Below are 23302 nucleotides of genomic sequence, written 5' to 3' on the forward strand. Positions count from 1 at the left end.
CCCTTGATATATAAAGAAAATTTATAAAAATAGTGTAAAAAAACTTTACACTAACCTTAGAATTAAAAGAGGATTTTATATGGATATGGATTTAATTTGTTCGGAAAATATAAAAAAAATATTGGAAGAAGTTCTTGCCAATCGTAAAATAACAATTAATAAAGATTCAAAAATATGCATTATTGAAAAAGGATTTCACCTGGAACCGGGGAAAATAGGCATATATTTTGATATTCCCACTTTAAACCTTTTAATTGATTATTTAGACAACAATATACGCAGTAAAGAAGACGTTAAAAATATAATAACAGCAAGATGCCAGGAAGATGAACTTAAAGTAATAATTTATAATAATATTTATTATTTCGAAGCCATGGGTAATAATGTATTTTGCAGAACAAAAGATAAAAAATACAAAGTAAAAGAAAAACTCTATGAACTGGAAAAGAAGCTGGAGAATAAGGAATTCATAAGAGTAAGCAAATGTTTTATTGTAAATATAGAAAAAGTGGATCGAATTATTTCATGGTTTAACAGTAAACTTATATTAAAAATCATGGATATAGATGAAGAAATTTATGTTACACGAAAATATTTAAATGATTTCAAAAGATTTCTGGGATTTTGAGGTGAGAGTATGAAAGAGCATTTAAAGGACTTTTTATTTAATTTATCAATATCTGTACTTATAGGATTATTTGTGGGAATGGTTCAAATAACCGCTGCAAATATAAATGGTGAAGCTATAGCCACTTTAATAATATCTTTAATAATTGGAGGTGTTATCGGGACAATTTCTAAATCTACTTTTATATATATATATTATATAAAACAAAAAGATACTAAACTGGCTTTTATATCAGTATTCATAATAATAGGAGTTATCTGTTGTATACCCACCTGCTATTATTACTTCACTAAAAATAAAATTATTTCCATACTACAGCTATCATTAATCTTAATATCGGCAGAACTCCTCGGAATGGGTTTCTGTTACTACTCCTATAGAAAATATTTGGATTTCAATTTAAAATTAAAAAATAAAAAACAACAACTAAAAAAATATCCTAAATGATACAAAAAAGGTGTTACACGATAAAAGTCCTGATATAAATCAGGGCTTTTTATCTAAAAGTTTATTATACTTTATATTCTCATTAAGTTTAAATTGCTTTCCATATATTATATTCATCCTTTTCATAAATAGTTACAAATTTTATTACCTTATGAAAAATAACTGTTTGTAATTTTTTATAAGGTTCTCTGGTTTTTTTTCTCCGAAAAACTTATACCTTAAATAATCATCTACATATATGTTAAATGGGACTAAGAAAAACCATATTAAAGCATAGGGAATACATATCTGTCCTAAAACATTCCCCCATGTATTTGAATAATCCCATATTCCAAGTTGAAGCCATATATTTAAAATTACTCCTGAAACAAATTCTAATATTAAAATTATAAGAGTACCTATTAAACATTGTTCCCACATTCTACGATTAGAAAAAATAGTTCCTTCATTTAACCTCCCAATAAAAAAAGCTGATACTCCACCTACTACAAGCATGGATATATGTGTCCATCCCCGCCATATTCCCTCCAAGACCATGTAAATGCTTCCCATTATAAGTATGAGAATTAAATCCTTTTTTACATTTTTATAATTGTATGTCATAATACATCCTCCATATCATTTTGGTCTAAAATTCATAAATATCTCTTCATTATGGTTAATTTATACACCAAAACAACTTTTTATGTCAGAAATATATTTATTATTTAAAATCCAGATAAATAAATATCTTTCTTACAACTAACCTTAAGAATCACTTGATATATTAAACCTGTTCATTTCATTCAACACCTTCTTCATAGCATCTGATACTACTACAAAACCTCTTCCTGCCTCACCAGCCCTGGAAGATTCTATAGCAGCATTCAATGCAAGCAAATTAGTCTGTTCTGATATATCATTTATGGTATTTTTTATTAGGCCTATTTCTGAAACTGCTGAATTCATATCCATAACAATCTGTGATACATGATTTACAGCTTCACTTCCTTTAGAGGTTTTATCATACATAGTTTCCATAGATTTTAATCCTTTAATACTTTATCTTTCGTTCTGAAAAATAAAAATTTTTATAAATAATTGTATTGTTTATGAAAGTTTTATGAATAAATATTAAAGGGGGTAGCTTCCCAACTACCCCTCATAAATCTATTCTTCCAAACTCACCGCTGCATTATTTATCTTGGAAATAAGATATTCCGTTATTACTTTATCTCCCCCAAATACATTAAGTGTGATTTTTTTATCTCTTGAAAGATTTTTTATTATTTTTCCTGCTGTACCATAGGATGACTCTGATACCAAAATTAAAGGTGAGCCACTGTTTACTGCAGCGGCTGCACTTCCACTTAATGAATCAGCAAAATCTTCTCCATTAGCCAAATAGACCTTTGTCCACTGATTTCCATAAAAATATTTATTTATCTTCTCACAAGTTATATATCTATTTTCTCCACCCAGCCTGATGACTTTATCATTATCTAAATTAGTAATTTTACCAATACTATCTTCTACGTTTTTTGAAATAACTCCAGTTTCTCCTAATATATACACTTTGGAGGGTTTTACATCTTCCATATAATCTATAACTTCCTGACTTAATTCATCCTTAGAAGTCAACAGAATAGGTATGCGTTCCGAAGCTGCCTTGGATGATATACTCAGTGCATCTGCAAAGGAGGAATCGCTAGCTATTATAACAGGACTATTTTTTGAAATATTAATCTCTTTGGCAATATCAACACTAGTTTCAAGTCTGTTGGAGCCTCCAATCCTCACTATATTACTTTTAAAATAACCATTTTTTACTAGATATTCTGCGTAAGAGTTACTTAAAACCCCTTCTCCTCCCAGCAAATATATTTTTGCGTCTCTATTAACATTTTTCATTATATACTGAAGCGTAATTTGACTTCCTTCATCTGAGGGATTATTGTCCACAAGAAGCAGAGGAGAATTAAGTTTTCTAGCTAGAGTAACTCCAGCCAGGCCATCTGCAAAATCATTACCATTTGTTATAACTATATTTTCTAAGCTAAAATTTTTAAACTGGTTTTCCGCTATTATCTTTGAAGTTTCATATCTGTTATTTCCACCATACCTTACAATCCTGTTTATTTTGGAAGGAAATTTTTCGGTATCTCCTGTAAACTGAAAAGGAGCTGTTATAGGACTACTCCAGTAACCTTTATTACTTTTAACTTCTAAGATAAAATAATAGCTTCCCTCCGGCATATCATTAAAATTTATATTTACTTCTTTAGACTGAGAGTCTTCATAAACTTGTTTAACCAGTGCTCCTGACGAATCAGAAATACTATTTAAATCCCCGCTGTAAAATCTGATTCTATAGGAAGTTTGATACTGTCCACTGTTTTCACTATGAAAATTCCATTTAAGAGTAATATTATTCCCATTTCTGTCAATAGCTTGTCCGTATAGAGGAGCTTCAAGTTTGGGATTAAGTGCATTATTTTCTATATAATCATTATTTATATAACTATATCTGTAAGGCTTAAAATTATTGGTTATATAGTCTTTAGATCTATAGTATTCCTTAACCTTTTGTCCTGTATTATCATCATTGTCAATAGTAGCTTCAAGGGTGGTTGCCCCTACTATTTCTCCTAGATCATTATAAACCCAGGATTGAAAGAAAGCTATGTGCCTGCCCTTAGATAAAAGTATGTCCATATTCGTTAAACTATTGAAATCTATGGCAGTTAGATACTTGACTATACTGTTTGTGGTAAGTTTTGTACCTGGAATCTCAAGGGAATCTTGAATGAAGCTTGCAGCATCTATACCTGCAGTTTCCCCTTTATAACCTCCCTGAAATTTTATATTTCCTGCAACTGCTCTTTTGGTAAGAGCATCCAAAAAATTACTCCACAGCCTGTTAGAACTCCTTCCAATGCTGTCAGATCCCCCATAATTATATGGTATACCTACTTCCTCCGAGATAGTTTTATCTTTTAAATATGCCGGTAACTCTATATAATCCGTAGTATTGCCATTTAAACTTTTATCATATTTCCATGTAATATAAGCCATTTCATAAGCTCGTTCCTGTGCTTCTCTTCGTGAAATGGAAGAAGCAGCCTTAGTATTAAATGTAACAGGTGCTGCAGTGATAATAAATGTAATTAAAAATACCAGTATCTTCTTTATCTTCACTAAAAAACCTCCAATTATTAAAAAATATTTAAATTATATACAAAAATTGTACTTTAAGAAATAGTACAACTCAATGCAAAAATAATGGCAAAGTCACCATTAAAAACATAAAATAAATGCTTAAAGATTACTTTATAATCCTATAAGGACTATTGGAAGTGCCCTCACCTTCAATTGGAGTTATTTCACTTTTTAAATATAGACCAGGTGCTACTCCACCTGTACCGTCATTTGCATTATCACCATATATGCCACCTTCTCCCACAGCCCGTACAATATCGGAATACTCTGCTGAAGGAGTACGCAGCCAGTACCAAGAAATACTATTATCTCTCAGGGAACTTTTTTCATACTGCCCTGTTCTATCGTAAACAAAGCTTTTTAATTCTTTTGTGGAAAGTAAAAAAACCTTATCCGTAACATTTTCATAATAGCTGGAATCATAATTTGATATGCAATTTTCAAGTTCTGTATTGTATTTATATAATTCTAGTCCTCCATCCATTACCTCTCTATCCACAGCAGCCAATATACACTTATGGGTTATTTCTTTTATACTATTTCTCTCCTTATAGGTAAAATTATATAAAAATCCCGGTTGTTTATCATAAAAATTACAGGATACATGATCCTTATCTGGCAATTGACTTGTATAGTTTACTTCTTTATCACAGGAATTAAGCCACTGCCTTAGGACGGAGTTCCCCCAATGATTACTTCCAAAACCTATCCTATCCTCATCCACTCTGTCCTCTGTTTTATCTCCACTGGTATCAAAAGCTTTAAAGCAGATTATTTTTTCTGAGAAAAGCATATATCCGTTCATATCTTTGTTTATTACCCTCCACAATATGGGTGTGCCATTATATTTTCCAAATTCAATATAATCTCCTATATTTATTGACAAGTGCTGATTTGTAGTTCTATTTGGTATAAAAAAAATTCCTGCACAAAAAACAATTATTCCAATAATCAAACAAATAAAAGCATATTTTATATTTATAGTTATTCTAGGCTTAATCTTTCTATCTTTTTTCAATTTCAATAAATAATTATCTTCTACAGCCTTAGAGTATTGAAAATTTATGGATTTAAGCCAGGTTTCCAAGGCCCATAAAACCTCTTCTTTTGTAAAACCATGATAATTATGTAACTCATTTACTAATTGGTCACAATCATTTTTATGTATCTCTTTTTTAGCGCCCTTTAAAATTCCACACATAACCTCTGTATCCAAAAGCTTAATTAAAATTCTAACTTCTTTCTCATTCCGGCTACATAAATCCATTAACAACCCCAGAAGCTTTATTTTATTGCTGCAAAGTTCCATACCATACTCTTCAATTAAATTTTTCAATACTATTTCCACGTCTTTTTTCATTCAAGATTCACCTCTTACCTAAGAGCATATCAAAATTATTTTGAGAGAATACTATCTATTTGTTTAATGGACTCCTCATCTTTTAATCTGAATTTAAATATTACTCTTCGTGATTTTTCTTGATTTATGCTTCCATCAGAATTTTTAATGGTTTGACTTTTAGATCTTCCATTTGCAGTAATAATATTCCTTAAAATTTCCTTGTTGTAACTGTCCAAATTTTTAAAGTTATTATTTAATATATAGTTTACTATGCTGTTTGCCCTTTTTTGTGATAAATCCATATTATAATTATAGTCACCTATATTATCAGTATGTCCTTCAATAACTATTTCCGAAACTGAGCTTATATACTTAGGTGAAGTGAGTACGCTTACATATTGAGGTATAAATTTATCAAGACTTTCTTTGAATTCCGGTCTTATATCTGCCTTGTTGAATTGAAAAAGCACATCACTGCTAAACACAATATCTCCTGTATTCTTATCTATATTGATATCCAGTCCCGCACTTTGAAAAGATTTTCTTATATCCTCAATAATACTTTGTCTTACCCCTATTATTTTTTCCACCTGAAGCCTGAGATTTTTCAATTGTTCCTGCTGCTTATCCAACTGGATGTGTTTTACAGCATTGGTATAGATGAAAAATAATAATATAAATAATAATACAGTGCTTAAAAGATCTGTAAATATACGCCATATATTTCCATCATCCTTTGGAGTTTTTATTATTCTGCTATACCTGCCAAACATCAAATTATTTCCCTCCATATTCTATGGTTACTTTTTATAAGCTTCACTAAAATACTCTATCTTGTCAGCTATATTATTTAAAATTGCGTCATGCTTGCTCTGGTACTCTTTCATGTCCTTGTATATCTGTCCAAATACTTCACTTTTTTGTTCATTATAAGCTACCATATATGTTTTAAATTCATAATATTTAATTTTTATATCCTCATAAAAACTCTCAATTTCTTCTAAAAATCCTTTCTCATAATTTCCTAACTTATCAAGGGAAGCACGAAAATCATAGATTAAGTTATCTATCCTTTCACATAAGTCTATATAACTTCTTTCCACCTTTTTTTGACCTTTATTAATATCCCTGACACAATCATCTAAAATGTCAAATTTTTTTTCTAAACTATTTATACTTTTATTGAAAGTACCTGCAAGTTTACCGAAACCTTTAAAAATCAAATCAAATCCTTCTACAGATTCCTTTAACTTTCTATTAAAAGCTGTCATGTATTCCATAGATTTTTCAAATTCCTGTGGAAAATCAGAAAGCTTTTCCACAAATTCATAAACCTTTTTCATGGTTTCTAAAGACTTACTTATAATTTCTCTGGAGGCTTTTCCAAATTCATTTATAGTTTTATCATTGGAATCAGATAATTTTTTAATTGCTGTCTCCATCTTTCCAAAGAATTCATTAAAATTATTTTTACGCAGATTATTGTCCATGTAATCCTCAAGCTTTACCATAATATTCATAAGCAGCTGTTCAGCATCAAATACTCTTGTAATAAATGTGAGTATCAACGAAAATGCAATGCCCACTATACTGGCATAAAAAGCAACCCCCATGCCTGATAATATGGGACTTATGTTATCTACAGTAAACTCTCCTGTTCTAATAGAATTTAAAGATATGGTAAGACCCGTAAATGTCCCCAGAACCCCCATGAGAATAAACAGGGATATGGTCATATGAATTACACTTATAATATTTACTACAGGAATATTTAACTTGTTGAATAATCTGTTATGTGATAAATATCTATAATCTGAAAAGTAAGCTTCTATATAGGATCTGGTATTTATATACTCTGCTCTATTTACCATAACACTATATCCCTCTACTATATCTTCTACTCCAAAAAAAGATTTTTTGCATATACCTTCGTCTATATTTTTCAGTCCTCTATAAACTATGCTATATAGAATTATATCAACTGAAAACATTATAACTTCTATAAAAAAAATTACAGTACTAACATCACTACTGAATATGCCCTTTATAAAATTAGCTAGACCTGCCATTAAAATTCCTCCCTTGAAGTCTGTTACTTATTTTCAGATGTTTTAAGGAAAAGTCCTCCTTTTATTTTCTTCTCTGAAAATCCTTCTTGAAATTTCCCATGCTCACTATATTTTCCTATAAATTTACCATTTACATATTCTACACTGTTTAACGCCTGAGAACATATGCTTTCAACTATATGTTCTTTTTGTAATACTCTCTTAGGTTTTCTCCATGCATCATCAATAAATTTACACATATACTCTTCACACACATCCCTGCCTAATGCAATAACCTCCTTATAAGCACTTTTTCCAATAGAGTGGGCCAGTAATCCCTCCACTGATTCCTCATAGTTATCTGTAGGCATTCCATCAGTTATCAAAAATATTATAGGGGTTAAAGTTTTATAATCCAGTTTAATCTCAGTTAGTTTACTGGAAAGCATATTAATTGCACTGCCAAGAGAAGTTATTCCTCCTGGATTTATGTCCCCATAAATACTATCATTTATTTTTCCCCCTACTTCTACGCTCCATGCGGCAGTATCAGCAAATTTTATAACTCCAAAGTTCACAATAATATCATGCAAACTGCACTTTTCTTCTATTTGTGATACAGCACCCATCATTCCTTCTTTTACATAATTAAGTCTATTATGAATACTCATAGATCCCGAACAATCAATCATCCATATAAAATAAAGAGATTTTTTCATTGAATCTTTTAAAATGGAAATGGGCTTATCCAGTAACAAATTCTTTGTTTTATAAGCAGCATAAATAGCCGCCCCATTTGATACAACTTCCTTGTAGTCCATATATTGACATGTTTCTATTTCTCCCAGCACATCCTTTATAACACTGTCTACTGCTTTAATTTTACTGGAACCCCCTGCCTTGATTATCTTATGAATGTGTCTCACAGAAATTCCCGATAAAACAATAACCTTTTCCATAATATTTTTTATCATCTCTATATGATGTTCAATACATTTATTCAATTCTTCTAGTGTGAGGGTTGTATCTAAAAATTCCCCCGGAGGCACATTATATATCTTTATATATGCTATCTCACTATCATAGGAAAGTAGTTCCTTTGCCTTAACTATCTCTTCCATTAAATTTTTTCTGCATAGATTAGCAGTTTTATATTCATAATTACTGAAATCAAGACTTTCCTTTTTCACTATATAATTATAAAGTTCTTCATCAAAATCCAGTCCTCCTAATCTTCCATTTCCCTCTGAAGCCAACACATTGAACTGAATTTCATCTTTTTTCTCTAATACCTTTATAACAGCTACTTGAAAACTTCCTCCCCCTAAATCAAACACAAGTACATTTTCTTCTCTTTTTTTATTTTTACGCAGATACATACCATAGGCCAGGGCTGCTGCCACAGGCTCTTCAATAATTCCAACAAATTCAATACCAGCAAGCTTTGCACCCTCTTTTATGATATTACGCTTTTCATTATCAAAGTAACAAGGTACTGAGATAACAGCTCCTTCACATTTAAATTTATCTTCTGGCACAGTAGTTTTGATATTATTATAAATATATTTAAAAATTACAGAACATATATCTCTTAAGGAAAATTCTTTATTCCCCAAGAATACAGCTTTCTTTCCACAGGCTATGATTCCTTTAATTCCTGAAATACAGTTTTCAGGATAAAATGCTTCTTTTGCCAATGCAGCATTCCCCACATGAAATCTTCCCTCATTGAAACAAACTGCAGAAGGCACTATATATTCCCCCATTTTGCCATATATCTCTGCCTTTTTTCCATTCCATTTGGACACAGAGTTGTATATGGTTCCAAAATCAATGCCTATAATCAGATGATGCTGATAATCATGATACAAAACTTACATCCCCTTCACTTATAACTTTAAATTTTAATATAACTTTAAAACTTCTGTTTTTTTTATTTTGCTTTCCCTCTGCTCCACAGTTACAATAACAATTTGGTTTTCCTTTACTTCAAAAGTTATATTTATCTCAAGAGTACGCTTAGGTGCGGGAATAAGGCCTGAAACATGTACTGTACCTACATGGGCATTTTCCTTTGCAACTCTGCAACTGCCTTGATAAACCTGTACATCTATATCCGTACAATTATCCTGATCCGTATAAAAAGTGAGAGTTCTTCTAGCAGGAGTTTTTCTATTTTCATGAATGAGAACTATAAATTTACCCTTTGCATCCTCAATTCCTAAAGAATGTGCAGTAACAGGAATAATAGTTATTTTTTTTCTGGTATTTAAATTACCTGTAAGGTATGCTGCATATATAGCTGCCCCTTGAGAGACACATAAACTTGGGTCAACATCTGAGTAGATTTTGTCTTTTCCAACTATATCATTCAATAAATTGTCAAACATAGGAATTTTACTGGAGCCTCCTACTTTGATAACTTTACTTATAGCCTCTGGTGTTATATTTGCCTTGTTTATTGTATTTTTAACTATATTCTTTATCCTCTCATAGTAGCTTTCTATAACTTCCTCAAACTCATCTCTCGTAAAATTTCTATCTACATTCACTCCTGGTATAACATTTAAAACTGCCATATAAGCATTATCCGTAAAACTTAGTGTTTCTTTAGCTTTTATAGCTTCTGCCATAAGTGACTGTTTGCCCCTTTTTCTCAATCTTTCATTAACTTCTGACTTAAAATCAATACCCTCAGCCTTTATGATATGTTTTAAAAAAGCTTTGTCAAAATCCATGCCACCTAGTCTGTCATCTCCTCCAATTCCAAGTACTTCAAAAACCACATTTTCACTATCTTCTTTCACTTTAAAAATTGTCAGATCAAAGGTTCCTCCTCCCAAGTCAAAAACAAGTATAGTCTCTTCTCTTTTTATGTTATCGCCACTGTGAAGACACCCATAGGCCAGAGCGGCAGCTATAGGTTCCTGAATCATGCCCACAAGATTCAATCCTGCTTTCTTAGCTGCCTGTGAAGTATTTTCCAGTTGATTGGCTTTAAAATAATAAGGCACAGTAACTACGACTCCAGAGGCGTTATATACTCCCTCTGGAAACATATCCTGTACACTTTTATATACATATTTCAATATCATTGCAGAAATATCTATAGGAGAGAATTGTCTATCCCCAAACCTTATTTTTATATCTTTATTATCCATTAACCGCTTTACACCAATACAAACATTTGAAGGTTCAAAAATTCCACTATTAAAGGCCACCCTGTCATAAATAAACTCCTTGCTTCTTTCATCAAAGTAAACTACTGATTGGAACATATTGCTCCCTCTTGGAGAATATGTTTGAACCCCCTGTCCCGTCCAAAATGAAATAGAACTGAAAGTTGTTCCAAGGTCAATTCCAATCACTGGTCTATTTTGGCTGTCATAAGGCATGTAATTATCCCCCCTCCATTAAATGTTAAATAGATAAAAAGTACAACAAACAATCCTAAATTTCTTACTTCTTAACTACATTTAAAATTATTTCTTCCTTGGAATCCGTGCCTAAAGCAGTGGCAGTTACCTTTACAATATTTTCTTCATTCACTTCAAACTTGACAGTTATTCTCTGTTTTCCCTTTGGTGCAGGAGGAATATTGCTTAATTTGAACTCTCCTATAAATAAAGCCTTTTCCCTGCCTTCATCATCTTTTTCATTTATAAAAGCTATATCCTCTGAAGACTGATATACATATATAATAACTTCTGTCTGTTCATCCTTTTGAGTTTTATATTCTTTTTCCCTGATTACAGAACCTTTTTTAGGAATTTCAGTACCTTTTTCTATTATATTTGAAAATTCCATACCCTCTGTCATAATGCCCAGATTATAAGTTACAATATTAAACACATCTCCCTCATAAGGGGTTCCCATAGAAGCTGCAAATATTGCCGCCCCTTCTGCTACTATAGTAACCGGGTTAAAATCGCTATAGGGCTCTACTTTAAAGATTTCTTTAATCTTATTTTTCACTAAAGGCACTAAAGAAGATCCTCCCACTAGTATTACTTTATCAATATCATCTATGGAAAGTTTTGCACCCTGAAGTGCTGTTTTTACAGTTTCATAGGTTTTATCAATGAGCGGAGAAATAGCTTGTTCAAAAGTATCTCTTGTAATTTCCATGTCTAGGTGCAAAAGTTCCCCTTCTCCTGTCTGTATTATATTAGGAAAGAGTACACTAGCACTATTTTTAAAACTCAATTCAATTTTTACACTTTCCGCAATTTCCTTCAGTTTCTGCACTGCAGCCTTCATTTTTTTCTTGCTGATACCTTGATCTTTTTCCATGTCGAGAAGATCAATACCCTTATTTTTAAGTTTAAAATCCTCATTTATAATTTCCATGATACTTCTATCAAAATCGTCTCCTCCAAGTTTTGATATCCCTTCTTTAGACAAAATTTCATATTTATCCTTATCCATATTATTTTTCTTGGTTTGAACCTTAAGTACACAGACATCAAAGGTTCCCCCTCCCAAGTCATATACCAAAACATTTTGATCCCTATTTGAATCTGCCCCATACATAATAGCTGCAGCTATGGGTTCTTCCAAAAGAGCCAGTACATTCAGACCTGCCATTTCCGCCGCCTTCCTAGTGGCTACTTTTGCATTATCTGTAAAATTTGCCGGTACACATATTACCACATCAGATAAACTTCCCTCCGGTTCAAAATCTTTCTGTTCATAGGCTGTCTCCACAAGTTTTGAAAGTATTTCAGAGGCTATCTGTTCTGAACTATAGTCTTCTTCAAAAATAGAAAGTTTATATCCTTCTTCCCCCATATGTCTTTTAATAGAACTTACAGTATTGGAAGGATCAATCATAGCTCTCCCCTTGGCCTCTTCTCCTACAAGTTTTGTATTCTTGTCAATAAATGATACTACAGAGGGCATACACTCTTTTCCATTTACTTTAAGAACCCTAGTTTTGCCATTTTGGTATACTGAAACCACTGAAGTTGAAGTACCCAAATCTATTCCTAACTTGTATTTACTATACTTTATTTCCAGTCCTGCCACTTTTACTTCCCTCCCTCAAAATTATAATCTGGCATTTATATCAATTTTTTTACACTTGATTTTTTCACTTCTAATTAACTTCTCAACTAAATTTAAGTTAAGTTCCCCCCTATTCTCATAAGCACTACGTATAATAGGTATTGTATCACTATTTTCCATCAATTCTACTCCAGTAAAGTGGATTATATTATCATCATCCATCTCAAAAATGGCCCCTACTGCCACTTCTTCTTTTTGAGGTCTTGTAATAGAAATTTTTAATTGTCCTATTTCTTCATCCTCCTCCAATTTCTTATGCTCTCCTCTAAAAACCCTGAATGTAACGGTTTTTTGATACTCCTCCACGGTATAGGCAATAATACCTGCCCTGCAGGGCAATAGGGTATTTTTATAAACAACAGGACAAAATTCCAGTATGTTTTCATTATTTAAAAGAGCTACTCCATAAGTAAAATTCACCTTCTCATCCAATATAAAATCATCCTGAAATATATCTGTAACAGTACTACTCTCTTCACTGGCTATAGAATCAGAAAGGCTTAAAGCCAGTATAGCAGCTCCATTTGACACTACTTCATCTACATTAGGGGCAGTAAAGGGATCTCTCACTTCTTTTTTCAGGATCTCTCTAATTATTGGAGTCTTGGTAGCTCCTCCAACTAAAATTAACCTGTCAATATCTTCTGCGGTCATATTGGCATCTTTTAATACACTTTTTACTTTTTCTATGGTTTTACCAATAAGTGGTTCTATCAAATGGTAATATTCCTCCCTTGACAATTCATAATCCAAATGATAATCCCTTAAAATATTAGGTATTATAATTGACGTATTTTCTTTTGAAGACAGTTCTATTTTTGCATTTTCAGCAGCCTCTTTTATTTTTTGTCTTGCAGCCATATGTTCCCTTTCCTTGCTGGCTTCAATATTAATTTCAGTATCTTCTTTTATTCTATTGTATAAAACACTGCATATTTTTTCATCGAAATCATCTCCCCCAAGTTTTGAATCCCCATCAAGGGCAATGGCTTCAAATTTATTTCCCTTTACTTTCATTATGGAGACATCAAAGGTTCCTCCTCCTAAGTCATATACCATTATAATCTGATCTCTATTTTGATTTATGCCATAACTTACTGCCGCAGCAGAAGGTTCTGCCATTAACCTGAGCACGTCAAACCCTGCTTTCCTGGCCGCATTTTTTGTTGCTTTCCTCTGTTCTGATGTAAAATATGCCGGTGTAGTTATCACTGCCTGGGTAATTTCATCTCCCAGAGTAAACTCCGCTTTTTCCTTTATGGCCTTTAATATTTCACAGGCTATATCCTGGGGAGTCATTCTTTGTTTTCCTATAACATAAGTAATATCTTTTCCCATATCCCTCTTTGTGGAACCTACTGTATTTAAAGGATCCATTACAAGCTTTGCTTTTGCTGGATACCCTGTAATAATTCTGCCATTGTTAACTGATACTACAGAAGGAAAAGTATTTTTCCCATCTAAAAGTATAGTCTCCACCTTTCCTCTTTTCACACAAGAAATAACTGAATTGGTAGTACCTAAATCAATACCTACAACTACTGACATATTCAATATCCCCCTCCTACTAGAAAAATAATGACAATATTATCAATAACAAACTGTTAAGGACTATATTGTCATGTTTATACTTAACGTATACTTTGTGAAAAACATTATAAATGAAATATTTTTGTAACCAAAGGCATATATACCTGATTTATAAAAATAAATACTATAAGGCCAAACACTGCTCCAGTTATACAGCCATTAATACGTATCCAATTTAACTCATTGCCCGCCTTTAACTGAATAAAATCATTCAACGATTCATCTGTCATGTTATTTAGCACCTTTTTTATAATAATTCCAATAACACCATAGCTTGACTTAACCATATGATAAATCAATTCTTTTATATACCCATTTACTGTATCTTTGAACTTACCGTCACTTTTAACATTATTCCAGTAATTATAAAGTTCATCTTTTACCCATTCAATTAAAGGCATTATATCACTGACATGGGATTCAATTTTTTCATCATATTCATTTTTTAAAACATAAGAAATACCTGTTATTATTTTTTCCAATTCATGTTGTACTTCAATTTTTTCTATAGTTTTTTGTTTCCATTTTTCAATGCTATTTATTAATTCTTCATCACATTTAAGTTTTCCTATTAAAATTTCAATTTTATTTAAAAATTCAACATAGGTCGATTGATTTTCATCCTTTAATCCATAAAGCATTTCTATTATCTGTTCCTGAATTGAAGAAGCAATATCATCTACATTTATAGTATTAGTTCCTTTTCCAACCCCCAAAGCAAATTCCATAAGAATTTTTTTGAATCCTTTTATCTTATTTACATTATCTTTCATAATCTTATCTATAATTTTACTGATTTCTTTATTAACTTTTTCATCATCTATTTTTAAAATCAATTCTTCCACCATGGACTTAAATATTACTTTGCAATGTTTATCTTCCAAGGCAAACTCAAGCCCATGGGCAATCCATAGAGATAAATTAAACTGTCTCAATTTACCTCTAAAATTTTTTTCAACAAATGATGCCAAACTACTGGAGTCAACCTTTCCTATAATATGTTCTATCAGATCTTTTGACTGATTGTAAAAAGCGGTTTTATTTTTAATACTACTGTCAATAAACTTAATTATACCTTCAGTAACATTTAATTTATCTATTTTTTCTTTTAATATTTTCTTGCTTAAAAGTTCATTTTCTACCACACTGGCTATTTGTTCCACCACTTTAACTCTATTCCTAGGTATCACAGCAGTATGCCATGAAAACCCCAGAGGCTTTTTAAAAAGTGCAGTTACAGCAAACCAGTCAGCAATTCCTCCCACTAAGGCCGCTTCTATGACAAAGCCTATCATTCTCACATAAAAATTATTATGAAAATGTATTTTCATAATAATGCTTATACAAAAAGCAATAAATAAAATTATTAAAAGCATATCTGCTATTTTCTTGTTTTTCATTTTATTTCTCCCATTTTAAGACATACAAAAAACATTCAAAACACATTATTTAAAAGAAAAAACAAAATTCCTACCAGACCACCCACTACAGAACCATTGATTCTAATCAGCTGAAGATCGTTTCCCGCCTTTGACTCAATTAATTCTATCAGCATGTCATTTGAATATTTATCTAAATTTTCTCTTATAATCTTATCTATATTGTCATGAAAATCATCGATAATTTTATTCAATATTTTCTTTAGACAACTATCTACTTTTTTTCGCATATCCTCATTATCTTCAAGTTTATAGATAAAATTATGAATCTCATCTTCTATTTTACTAGTAATACCTTTTATTATTTTACTTTCTTCAAATTGTTCCTCTTTATAATTATCAACACTTATATCTTTGAATCTATTCATTTTAAAATTTTCAAATTTTTCCTTAATGCTTTCATCATAAATTATGCTATCCAGTTTAGCTGCAATCCACTTCTTAAATTTAACTCTCTCCTGATTATCCACATTTTTCATATTACTCAAGTATTGAACCGTTTCTTTTTGAATTATCACAGCAATTTTATCTGGAGATAAATTAAGTATAAAATCTAATACCACTGTATTTGCTATTGCCCTTCTTCTAGTGCCTTTTTCATAGGAGGCCTTTGTTTTGTCAACAAGTTTCTCCAGCATTTTGCTTACCTTTTCCGTCTTCATAATTGCTTGTATTTCTTCAATTATAAAATTAATAAATTTATCTCCGTAACCTTTTGCAAGAGAAACCTGCAGTGAAGAACTCAGGGCTTTCCATAAATTAAATTCCATTAATCTATCCATAAATAAATTTGAACTGTGAAAATCCCCTGAATTATTTCCAATTAAGCTTTCTTCTATTATTAACTCTACTACCTTTTTAATATCCTTATCCCCATTGCATTCAGATAAAAATTTCAAAATAAGTTTGGAGGTATCATATTCTGATAAAAAATTTTTTAAATAATCCTTGGATAATAGCTCCTCTGTAACCATACTAACCAGACCATTAAGTATTTTTTCTCTGTTTTTAGGTATTATCTCTGTTTTAAAAGGAATGCCAAGAGGTTTCCTAAACAGCGCAGTAATACCATACCAATCTGCAAAGCCTCCAATCATAGAAGCACAAAAAGCATTACTTATCAATCCACCCCAAAAAGTTTTACAAAATGGATGTGTTATTAAATATCCAAGGGTGACTATAATCAATATTATTGTTGCTTTATAGCGATTCATCTTACAATAACCCACTTTCATAGCTTTATAGTTTTATCCAGACGCTGCCTATTACTTCACATATTTAAATATGTATGACAGACTAAAGGGTGAAATGAGATTTTTGAGGAAATATTCCAAACATTCCTCCAGTATGGATAAAAAGCAGATTTTCATGTTCACTAAATTTACCTTTTTTAATTTCCTCTGTTAATCCATACATTGCCTTTCCTGTATATACAGGATCTAAGATAATTCCCTCCAGCTTTGCAAGTTCTTTTATAAATTCTAGTTCCCATTCACTGCTCAGAGCATACCCTTTTCCCACATATCCATCTATAATATTTATTTCATCCTTTGAAAAATTTAAATTCACATTCATATAACTCATGCTATTATGTAATATTTCATAAATCCTGCCCTTAAAATACTTCTCATCATGACACACATTAACTCCATAGATTTTAGTATCATAATTTAGTATTTTACTGCCTAGCAGTAATCCTGAATAGGTTCCCCCAGAACCTGTAGCAATAACAATTCCATCAAAATGCACTTTCATTTCTTTTTCCTGAAGCATTATTTCCTCTATAGCCTTATAATAGCCCAAGCCCCCTATACCATTTGACGCACCTTCTGGAATAATGTAAGGTTTAAATCCCTTATTTTCCATACTAGTTTTAACTCCTTCCATAACCTGCATTCTTTTATTTTCATACTCTTCTTGAGAGATAAAATAAATTTCAGCTATTCTGAGCTTCTTTTACAGAAAATTCTAATTTTCTTATTTTATTACCAGATATCTCTGTTCCAGTCTGATCATCCCGCTTTATATATATATTGGGTCCACCTAATTTTTTAGATAGCCTTTCCATCTTTTCTATTTTGGTTGGCAAATTTGCCATATTTATTTTTTCTGGAATTTTAATCATTTAATTATCCCCACCTTTTAAAAATCTTTCCTACATTGTAATTATAACAAATAAATTAATACAATATAACACTAAATACATATCTAATAGATTTTATAGAAATCAATACAGTTTATTTATACACATCTGTTTCGACTGAATTTTACCATCCTTTTATAAGAAAAAGACAATTTAAATGGAATCATAAGTAAGAGCAGTATAAATGTATCAATACATGTTAAAATCCCTCGAAAAAACTGGAACCAGCTCATCCATTAGTACTTTAATTAACATAAAGGTGAACCAACATTAATTATTGCAGAGGGTGTGGTGTTTGGAAATATCTCTCATGTGAAAAAGCGAAACAATTGTTTGGGCATATGATAGAATATTTCAGTCATGGAGAAATCATATTTGATATTATGATGCTTTTAATGAAGTACGATTTTTAGTTTTATAATAAATAGGGTATACCAGACAAGCATAATATAAAATTGTGTTATTTCTCTATTTTCTTAATATTATTCATAAAAAAGGCAGCACTGCTTTTTTTATTTTCACTTTGTTTCTAATAAAATATACAAAAATATTTCTAGAGACTTTTATCTAAATACTTTTTAATAATTATAAATGATATAATATACTATAAGTCTGTTATAGAAAGGATGTGTAAAATGTTGTATATACATGAAACCAAATTAACTGTTAGATATGCAGAAACTGATAAAATGGGTATAGTACATCATTCTAATTATTATATATACTTTGAAGAAGCCAGGACAGAATTCATAAAAAGTATTGGTATAAGTTATTCTGAAATAGAAGAAAACAATGTATTATTTCCCCTAATCGAAAGTAAATGTAAATACATACAAAGTGCAAAATATGAAGATAAATTAATAATAAAAACTTGGATAGGAGAACTTACACCAGTTAAAGCAGCTTTCAACTATCTAGTCATTGGAGAAAATAATAAAAAAATTGCAGAAGGGGGCACATTACACATTTTTGTCAATAATGCTTTTAAGATAATTAATTTAAAGAAAAAATATGGAGAACTGTTTAAAAAACTACAAGCATTACTATAATCATAGAGAGAAGGAACGTACCTAGGTTTGTTTTACACAAACCTAGGCACGTTCCTATTTACCCCTTGGTTGGAAGCTTATGTTGATCTACGATTTAACTTAAGTATTTTCTAATAAAACTACATCCCTATTTGTTCATACATATAAATTTCGGTAGCCTTATTAAACATATCCTCCCAATTTTTAAAAGATGTCACTTTTCTAATATATCTATTTAATTTTTTATTTGGAATCTTTTTAAAATCCTCATTGTTCTTTACACCAAAACCACTCTTACTTAATAATTCACTCCAAGTACCATAAAGTGTATATTTCTGCATAAAACTTTCGTTAAACAAGTTATCAAATGACACATCCAATTTATTTTCTAATTCTTCAATTTCCTTTGCTACATCTTCTAGTGATTTTTGGAATCCATCAGAGCCTTTTACTTCCATGATTTTCACCTTCCACCTTCCTTTGCATTTATTTGTAACTTTCAAGCAACGAAGAGATTATAATGTACTTTCATTCGTATCTTACTTTATTATTTCTTTTAATGAACATTTAAGTCTTTTTTATGACTTCACACTGTCAGCCATTCTATTTATCTTTTCTCTCCTTCTAATTATCTTAACCCATATGCTTAACACTATAATATAATGGCTTCATTGATATGTCAATTGGCCTATTACATTGGTTTCAATTAGCTACAAAATTGGAATTTATAAATACCGTGGAAGAATCCAAGATGAAAATATAATGTTTAAAGTAAATATAAATTTAGGAATGTATGAAGATTAGTTAATAAAAAAGATAATTACTTTAACAAACAAAACCTTTAATACTATAATTGGTTTTATATAATTTAAAATTATCGTAGGCAATTAGTTAAATTTTTAACCAATTGCCTATATTCTTAAATTTAATATTCCTCTTTAAAATTTTTTTGCCAATTACTCTTCTTCACATCATCTATTTCATCAAATATATCTTTCAACAAGAAAAATGCCCTATTAATTTGAATATCTCTTGTACTCTTAATAACTCCATTTTCCTTTATCATTTGACAAAAACTATTTTTGTGCTTATTAAATCCCACATATACTTTTATATTTGCTCCAAATTCTTTATAACTGCCATATAAATATGGTTCTCCTTCTTTTATGGTATTAAATATTTGCAATATTTGATCTAATTTATCCATTTTATGTGCCTCCTCTTTGTCTACTACTTTTATTTTACTACGCTTGTGAACTTATTGCAATTATAATGTTAAAAATTTATCAAAAACAGACTCTAAATTTCAAATATATGTCAAATACGCCATGAGAAGCTTTTAAATTTATTTAGAAGCCCATTGTTATTTATACATTATAACATTTTCCCTATATTTCTATATTTTTCGTCTCTCCTTTTAAACAATTTCCAGCATATGCCCAACCTTCCTCAGTCTGCATAAAAGTTGGATATACATATTCTCTTTCTCCGTCAATATATGCTTTAATAGGCTTACTCACCTGTATTATATCATTTTCACATACTACAGGTAGCACACGAAGGAAGTATGAAACCATTTGAAAATCAACTAAATCCCCAACTTGTAAATAATCATTTATATCTCCTTGCCATGCTTGATATGTTTTAACTTTCTTCACTATTTATCAGCTCCTATTATTAATTTTTCCATATATTTTTATAACTGATTTTTTAGTATATATTTTTCTTTATTAAAATTGTATCAGTATAAAAATATAAAATCAATTTAAAAGTTATTCTTTATCAAATTCCATTTAAATCCATAAATTATTTAATTTATTATGAAAAAAGAGCCTTTATAAGGCTCTAAGTTTTAATCGTTATGTCTATCCACCTCAAGTATTTCCCCTGTATTAGCATCTATTGTAACCTCATATATCTCTCCTTTCGTGTTTCTAATATGAATTTCATAAACCAATAAACCATTCTCAGTATCCACTTCAACTCTTAGTACTTGTCCTGGTACCCTTTGTAATGCAGTTTGTATAGCTGCTTCAGTATTAATACGATATTGTCTCCAATATCCATCCCATAAATTACAGAAAGGACATATCATTATCTAATCATCTTCCATTTTATTATTTACTTAATCATTATATTCAGATATAAAACATTAGTGTGAGTTTAAAATGTCTAAAATTTATTTAATTATTAATTTATTCATATAATTTACTTACGGATATTAATCCCTATATTATTTCTAGTCTATTTTATATCTTCCCATTTCATAACTAACTCTATTTCACCAGTATTTTCATCTACTTTCTCCTTAAAAATTATAAAACCTTCTCTTAAATAAAAGCGTAGAGCAGAATTATTCTTTTTATAAACACATAAGAATAATTTATTATGTTTACTTTTTAAATAATCAAGTAATAACTTTCCAACTCCTGTTGATTGAAAATCACTTGATACAAATATTCCTGCTATAAAGTCTTCCATTAAGCCACTAAATGCTTGTATATGATTATTCTCTTCGTATACATAAACTGTTGCCTTTGGCATCATTTTCTTGACTGTTTCAAAATTATCTCGCCAATACCTACTATCAATAAAATTATGTGTCAATATATTTGTGTGAAGCCATATTTGCATTATCTTATCAATATCCGTTATTTTAAAATTCCTAATCATAATTGCTCCCAATCTCCTTGTTACACAAATTACTATTTATAATATTCAACCTTTTTTATTAAAAGCCATTAAAAAATGCTTATAAAAAAAGCAATTTAACAACACTTTTCATAAGCACTTTTATTAACTTATTTTATTGATATATCTAGGGTTTAAGCATTCTATGTTACTCCCACTCGATAGTTGCAGGAGGTTTTGAGGTTATATCGTAAACAATCCTGTTTACTCCTTTAACTTCATTAACAATTCTTCTTGAAACTTTATCTAAAACTTCATAAGGTATTCTAGCCCAGTCAGAAGTCATAGCATCTGTGGATATAACAGCCCTTAATGCAATAGTATAACAATAAGTTCTTTCATCTCCCATTACTCCTACAGAACGTATATTGGGAAGACAGGCAAAATATTGCCATATAGTTTCATCTAAATTAGCATTTGCTATTTCTTCTCTAAATATTGCATCTGCATCTCTAGTTATTTGAAGCTTCTCCTCTGTAACATCTCCTAAAACTCTTATAGCAAGTCCCGGCCCTGGAAACGGTTGTCTCCACACTAATTTATGAGGTATGCCAAGTTCTTCTCCAACTGCTCTAACTTCATCTTTAAAGAGTTCCCTTAGTGGTTCTATAAGTTTAAAATCCATGTCCTCAGGTAATCCGCCTACATTGTGATGACTTTTTATAGTAGCAGACGTTCCAAATCCACTTTCTACTACATCCGGGTATATGGTTCCTTGAACCAAGAAAGCTATTTCTCCTAATTTTTTAGCTTCTTCTTCAAATACTCTTATAAATTCTTCCCCTATTATTTTTCTCTTCTTTTCAGGATCGGATACATCTTTTAATTTTTTTAAAAATCTTTCTTTTGAATTTACTCTTATAAAATTCATATTAAATTGTTTTTTAAATACATTCTCTACCTGATCCCCTTCATCTTTTCTTAAAAGGCCATGATCCACAAATATACAGGTAAGCTGCTTTCCTATAGCTTTATGTACAATCATTGCTGCTACTGAAGAGTCTACTCCGCCGGACATAGCACATATCACCCTTCTATCTCCAACTTCTTCTCTTATTGATTTTATCTTTTCATCTACAAAAGAAGACATAGACCAATCTCCTTTTAAATTACATATATTAAATAAAAAATTAGAAAGCATTTTTTTTCCGAAAGGGGTATGTTCAACTTCTGGATGAAATTGAACCCCATATATTTTTTTATCAATATTCTCTACAGCAGCTACAGGACTTTCTCCTGATTTTCCTATTATTTTAAATCCTTCTGGAGGATATGATACAAAATCCGTATGACTCATCCAACAACTCTCATTTTTATCTATATCGGAAAATAAAACACTACTATTATTAAGAACCACATCTGTTTTTCCATATTCCCTTACCTGTGCACTTTCAACTTTTCCACCTAATTCAGTGCATATAAGTTGATGTCCATAACATATACCTAAAATCGGTACTCCTATTTGAAATATATCTTCACTTATCTTAGGAGCATTTTCGTCATATACACTATTGGGTCCTCCTGTAAATATTATTCCTCTGGGATTTTTTTCTTTTATTTTACCTACGCCATAGGTATAAGGAAGTATTTCACAATATACATTATTTTCTCTCACTCTTCTTGCTATCAGTTGATTATATTGTCCGCCAAAATCAACTACAATAACTAATTCTCTTTCCAT

Annotated in this window: 23 protein-coding genes; 3 read left to right on the top strand and 20 right to left on the bottom strand. The window is 30.6% G+C overall.

Features of this window, described 5'->3' with window-relative positions:
* Nucleotides 1–79 precede the first annotated feature (79 nt).
* Nucleotides 80–628, top strand: coding sequence for a LytTR family DNA-binding domain-containing protein (locus V7Q02_RS07100; RefSeq protein ID WP_333860308.1), 549 nt, complete (start codon nt 80–82; stop codon nt 626–628).
* 9 nt (nt 629–637) lie between these two features.
* On the top strand, nt 638–1075 hold the full coding sequence (locus V7Q02_RS07105) for a hypothetical protein (protein WP_333860309.1): 438 nt from the start codon (nt 638–640) through the stop codon (nt 1073–1075).
* Nucleotides 1076–1219: 144 nt separating this feature from the next.
* On the opposite strand, the gene V7Q02_RS07110 is transcribed toward V7Q02_RS07105, so the two are convergent.
* The 14 genes from V7Q02_RS07110 to V7Q02_RS07175 form a co-directional block, all read right to left on the bottom strand.
* Nucleotides 1220–1678, bottom strand: a complete 459-nt coding sequence (locus V7Q02_RS07110; protein WP_333860310.1) for a putative ABC transporter permease — start codon at nt 1676–1678, stop codon at nt 1220–1222.
* 144 nt (nt 1679–1822) lie between these two features.
* Nucleotides 1823–2086, bottom strand: a complete 264-nt coding sequence (locus V7Q02_RS07115) for a methyl-accepting chemotaxis protein (RefSeq protein ID WP_333860311.1) — start codon at nt 2084–2086, stop codon at nt 1823–1825.
* 138 nt (nt 2087–2224) lie between these two features.
* On the bottom strand, nt 2225–4252 hold the full coding sequence (locus V7Q02_RS07120) for a cell wall-binding repeat-containing protein (protein ID WP_333860312.1): 2028 nt from the start codon (nt 4250–4252) through the stop codon (nt 2225–2227).
* A gap of 127 nt (nt 4253–4379) precedes the next feature.
* Entirely contained in the window at nt 4380–5633 is a 1254-nt protein-coding gene (locus V7Q02_RS07125) for a DUF6273 domain-containing protein (protein ID WP_333860313.1), read from the bottom strand.
* A 35-nt stretch (nt 5634–5668) separates the two neighbouring features.
* Nucleotides 5669–6388, bottom strand: a complete 720-nt coding sequence (locus V7Q02_RS07130; protein WP_333860314.1) for an OmpA family protein — start codon at nt 6386–6388, stop codon at nt 5669–5671.
* Between the two features lie 27 nt (nt 6389–6415).
* On the bottom strand, nt 6416–7684 hold the full coding sequence (locus V7Q02_RS07135) for a MotA/TolQ/ExbB proton channel family protein (protein ID WP_333860315.1): 1269 nt from the start codon (nt 7682–7684) through the stop codon (nt 6416–6418).
* Between the two features lie 23 nt (nt 7685–7707).
* The gene (locus V7Q02_RS07140) at nt 7708–9534 is read right to left on the bottom strand and encodes an Hsp70 family protein (protein ID WP_333860316.1); all 1827 of its coding nucleotides are present in this window, start codon (nt 9532–9534) and stop codon (nt 7708–7710) included.
* A 33-nt stretch (nt 9535–9567) separates the two neighbouring features.
* On the bottom strand, nt 9568–11058 hold the full coding sequence (locus V7Q02_RS07145) for an Hsp70 family protein (RefSeq protein ID WP_333860317.1): 1491 nt from the start codon (nt 11056–11058) through the stop codon (nt 9568–9570).
* A gap of 64 nt (nt 11059–11122) precedes the next feature.
* Nucleotides 11123–12691, bottom strand: coding sequence for an Hsp70 family protein (locus V7Q02_RS07150; RefSeq protein WP_333860318.1), 1569 nt, complete (start codon nt 12689–12691; stop codon nt 11123–11125).
* Between the two features lie 21 nt (nt 12692–12712).
* Nucleotides 12713–14278 carry an Hsp70 family protein gene (locus V7Q02_RS07155; protein ID WP_333860319.1) on the bottom strand — a complete coding sequence of 522 codons (1566 nt, stop codon included), beginning with the start codon at nt 14276–14278 and terminating at the stop codon, nt 12713–12715.
* Between the two features lie 107 nt (nt 14279–14385).
* Entirely contained in the window at nt 14386–15720 is a 1335-nt protein-coding gene (locus V7Q02_RS07160; protein WP_333860320.1) for a DUF445 domain-containing protein, read from the bottom strand.
* Nucleotides 15721–15755: 35 nt separating this feature from the next.
* Nucleotides 15756–16994, bottom strand: a complete 1239-nt coding sequence (locus V7Q02_RS07165) for a DUF445 domain-containing protein (RefSeq protein ID WP_333860321.1) — start codon at nt 16992–16994, stop codon at nt 15756–15758.
* Nucleotides 16995–17055: 61 nt separating this feature from the next.
* Entirely contained in the window at nt 17056–17646 is a 591-nt protein-coding gene (locus tag V7Q02_RS07170) for a pyridoxal-phosphate dependent enzyme (protein ID WP_333860322.1), read from the bottom strand.
* A 49-nt stretch (nt 17647–17695) separates the two neighbouring features.
* Nucleotides 17696–17884, bottom strand: a complete 189-nt coding sequence (locus tag V7Q02_RS07175; protein WP_333860323.1) for a hypothetical protein — start codon at nt 17882–17884, stop codon at nt 17696–17698.
* A gap of 656 nt (nt 17885–18540) precedes the next feature.
* Between V7Q02_RS07175 and V7Q02_RS07180 the strand changes: the two genes are divergently transcribed.
* Nucleotides 18541–18951 carry an acyl-CoA thioesterase gene (locus V7Q02_RS07180; protein ID WP_333860372.1) on the top strand — a complete coding sequence of 137 codons (411 nt, stop codon included), beginning with the start codon at nt 18541–18543 and terminating at the stop codon, nt 18949–18951.
* A 119-nt stretch (nt 18952–19070) separates the two neighbouring features.
* Here V7Q02_RS07180 and V7Q02_RS07185 read toward each other — a convergent pair whose 3' ends face one another.
* The 6 genes from V7Q02_RS07185 to guaA form a co-directional block, all read right to left on the bottom strand.
* Nucleotides 19071–19388, bottom strand: a complete 318-nt coding sequence (locus V7Q02_RS07185; RefSeq protein WP_333860373.1) for a hypothetical protein — start codon at nt 19386–19388, stop codon at nt 19071–19073.
* Nucleotides 19389–19855: 467 nt separating this feature from the next.
* Nucleotides 19856–20137 carry a hypothetical protein gene (locus tag V7Q02_RS07190; RefSeq protein WP_333860324.1) on the bottom strand — a complete coding sequence of 94 codons (282 nt, stop codon included), beginning with the start codon at nt 20135–20137 and terminating at the stop codon, nt 19856–19858.
* Between the two features lie 181 nt (nt 20138–20318).
* A complete protein-coding gene (locus V7Q02_RS07195) occupies nt 20319–20588 on the bottom strand; it encodes a hypothetical protein (RefSeq protein ID WP_333860325.1) in 270 nt (89 codons plus the stop codon).
* A 194-nt stretch (nt 20589–20782) separates the two neighbouring features.
* Nucleotides 20783–21025 (bottom strand): PepSY domain-containing protein, encoded by a 243-nt coding sequence (locus V7Q02_RS07200; RefSeq protein ID WP_333860326.1) that lies wholly within the window; start codon nt 21023–21025, stop codon nt 20783–20785.
* Between the two features lie 149 nt (nt 21026–21174).
* Nucleotides 21175–21603: an N-acetyltransferase gene (locus V7Q02_RS07205; RefSeq protein WP_333860327.1), complete on the bottom strand. Its 429-nt coding sequence runs from the start codon at nt 21601–21603 to the stop codon at nt 21175–21177.
* Between the two features lie 166 nt (nt 21604–21769).
* Nucleotides 21770–23302: a glutamine-hydrolyzing GMP synthase gene (gene guaA / locus V7Q02_RS07210; RefSeq protein WP_333860328.1), complete on the bottom strand. Its 1533-nt coding sequence runs from the start codon at nt 23300–23302 to the stop codon at nt 21770–21772.

This window comes from Clostridium sp., from assembly GCF_036781005.1.
Lineage (GTDB): Bacteria > Bacillota > Clostridia > Clostridiales > Clostridiaceae > Clostridium_B.

What these genes read in the sequence shown, in the direction of transcription:
- V7Q02_RS07100 (WP_333860308.1), top strand. Translation starts at nt 80, where the DNA reads ATGGATATGGATTTAATTTGTTCGGAAAATATAAAAAAAATATTGGAA.
- V7Q02_RS07105 (WP_333860309.1), top strand. Translation starts at nt 638, where the DNA reads ATGAAAGAGCATTTAAAGGACTTTTTATTTAATTTATCAATATCTGTA.
- V7Q02_RS07110 (WP_333860310.1), bottom strand. Translation starts at nt 1,678, where the DNA reads ATGACATACAATTATAAAAATGTAAAAAAGGATTTAATTCTCATACTT.
- V7Q02_RS07115 (WP_333860311.1), bottom strand. Translation starts at nt 2,086, where the DNA reads ATGTATGATAAAACCTCTAAAGGAAGTGAAGCTGTAAATCATGTATCA.
- V7Q02_RS07125 (WP_333860313.1), bottom strand. Translation starts at nt 5,633, where the DNA reads ATGAAAAAAGACGTGGAAATAGTATTGAAAAATTTAATTGAAGAGTAT.
- V7Q02_RS07130 (WP_333860314.1), bottom strand. Translation starts at nt 6,388, where the DNA reads ATGTTTGGCAGGTATAGCAGAATAATAAAAACTCCAAAGGATGATGGA.
- V7Q02_RS07135 (WP_333860315.1), bottom strand. Translation starts at nt 7,684, where the DNA reads ATGGCAGGTCTAGCTAATTTTATAAAGGGCATATTCAGTAGTGATGTT.
- V7Q02_RS07145 (WP_333860317.1), bottom strand. Translation starts at nt 11,058, where the DNA reads ATGCCTTATGACAGCCAAAATAGACCAGTGATTGGAATTGACCTTGGA.
- V7Q02_RS07155 (WP_333860319.1), bottom strand. Translation starts at nt 14,278, where the DNA reads ATGTCAGTAGTTGTAGGTATTGATTTAGGTACTACCAATTCAGTTATT.
- V7Q02_RS07160 (WP_333860320.1), bottom strand. Translation starts at nt 15,720, where the DNA reads ATGAAAAACAAGAAAATAGCAGATATGCTTTTAATAATTTTATTTATT.
- V7Q02_RS07165 (WP_333860321.1), bottom strand. Translation starts at nt 16,994, where the DNA reads ATGAAAGTGGGTTATTGTAAGATGAATCGCTATAAAGCAACAATAATA.
- V7Q02_RS07170 (WP_333860322.1), bottom strand. Translation starts at nt 17,646, where the DNA reads ATGGAAGGAGTTAAAACTAGTATGGAAAATAAGGGATTTAAACCTTAC.
- V7Q02_RS07175 (WP_333860323.1), bottom strand. Translation starts at nt 17,884, where the DNA reads ATGATTAAAATTCCAGAAAAAATAAATATGGCAAATTTGCCAACCAAA.
- V7Q02_RS07185 (WP_333860373.1), bottom strand. Translation starts at nt 19,388, where the DNA reads ATGGAAGTAAAAGGCTCTGATGGATTCCAAAAATCACTAGAAGATGTA.
- V7Q02_RS07190 (WP_333860324.1), bottom strand. Translation starts at nt 20,137, where the DNA reads ATGGATAAATTAGATCAAATATTGCAAATATTTAATACCATAAAAGAA.
- V7Q02_RS07200 (WP_333860326.1), bottom strand. Translation starts at nt 21,025, where the DNA reads ATGATATGTCCTTTCTGTAATTTATGGGATGGATATTGGAGACAATAT.
- V7Q02_RS07205 (WP_333860327.1), bottom strand. Translation starts at nt 21,603, where the DNA reads ATGATTAGGAATTTTAAAATAACGGATATTGATAAGATAATGCAAATA.
- guaA (WP_333860328.1), bottom strand. Translation starts at nt 23,302, where the DNA reads ATGGAAAGAGAATTAGTTATTGTAGTTGATTTTGGCGGACAATATAAT.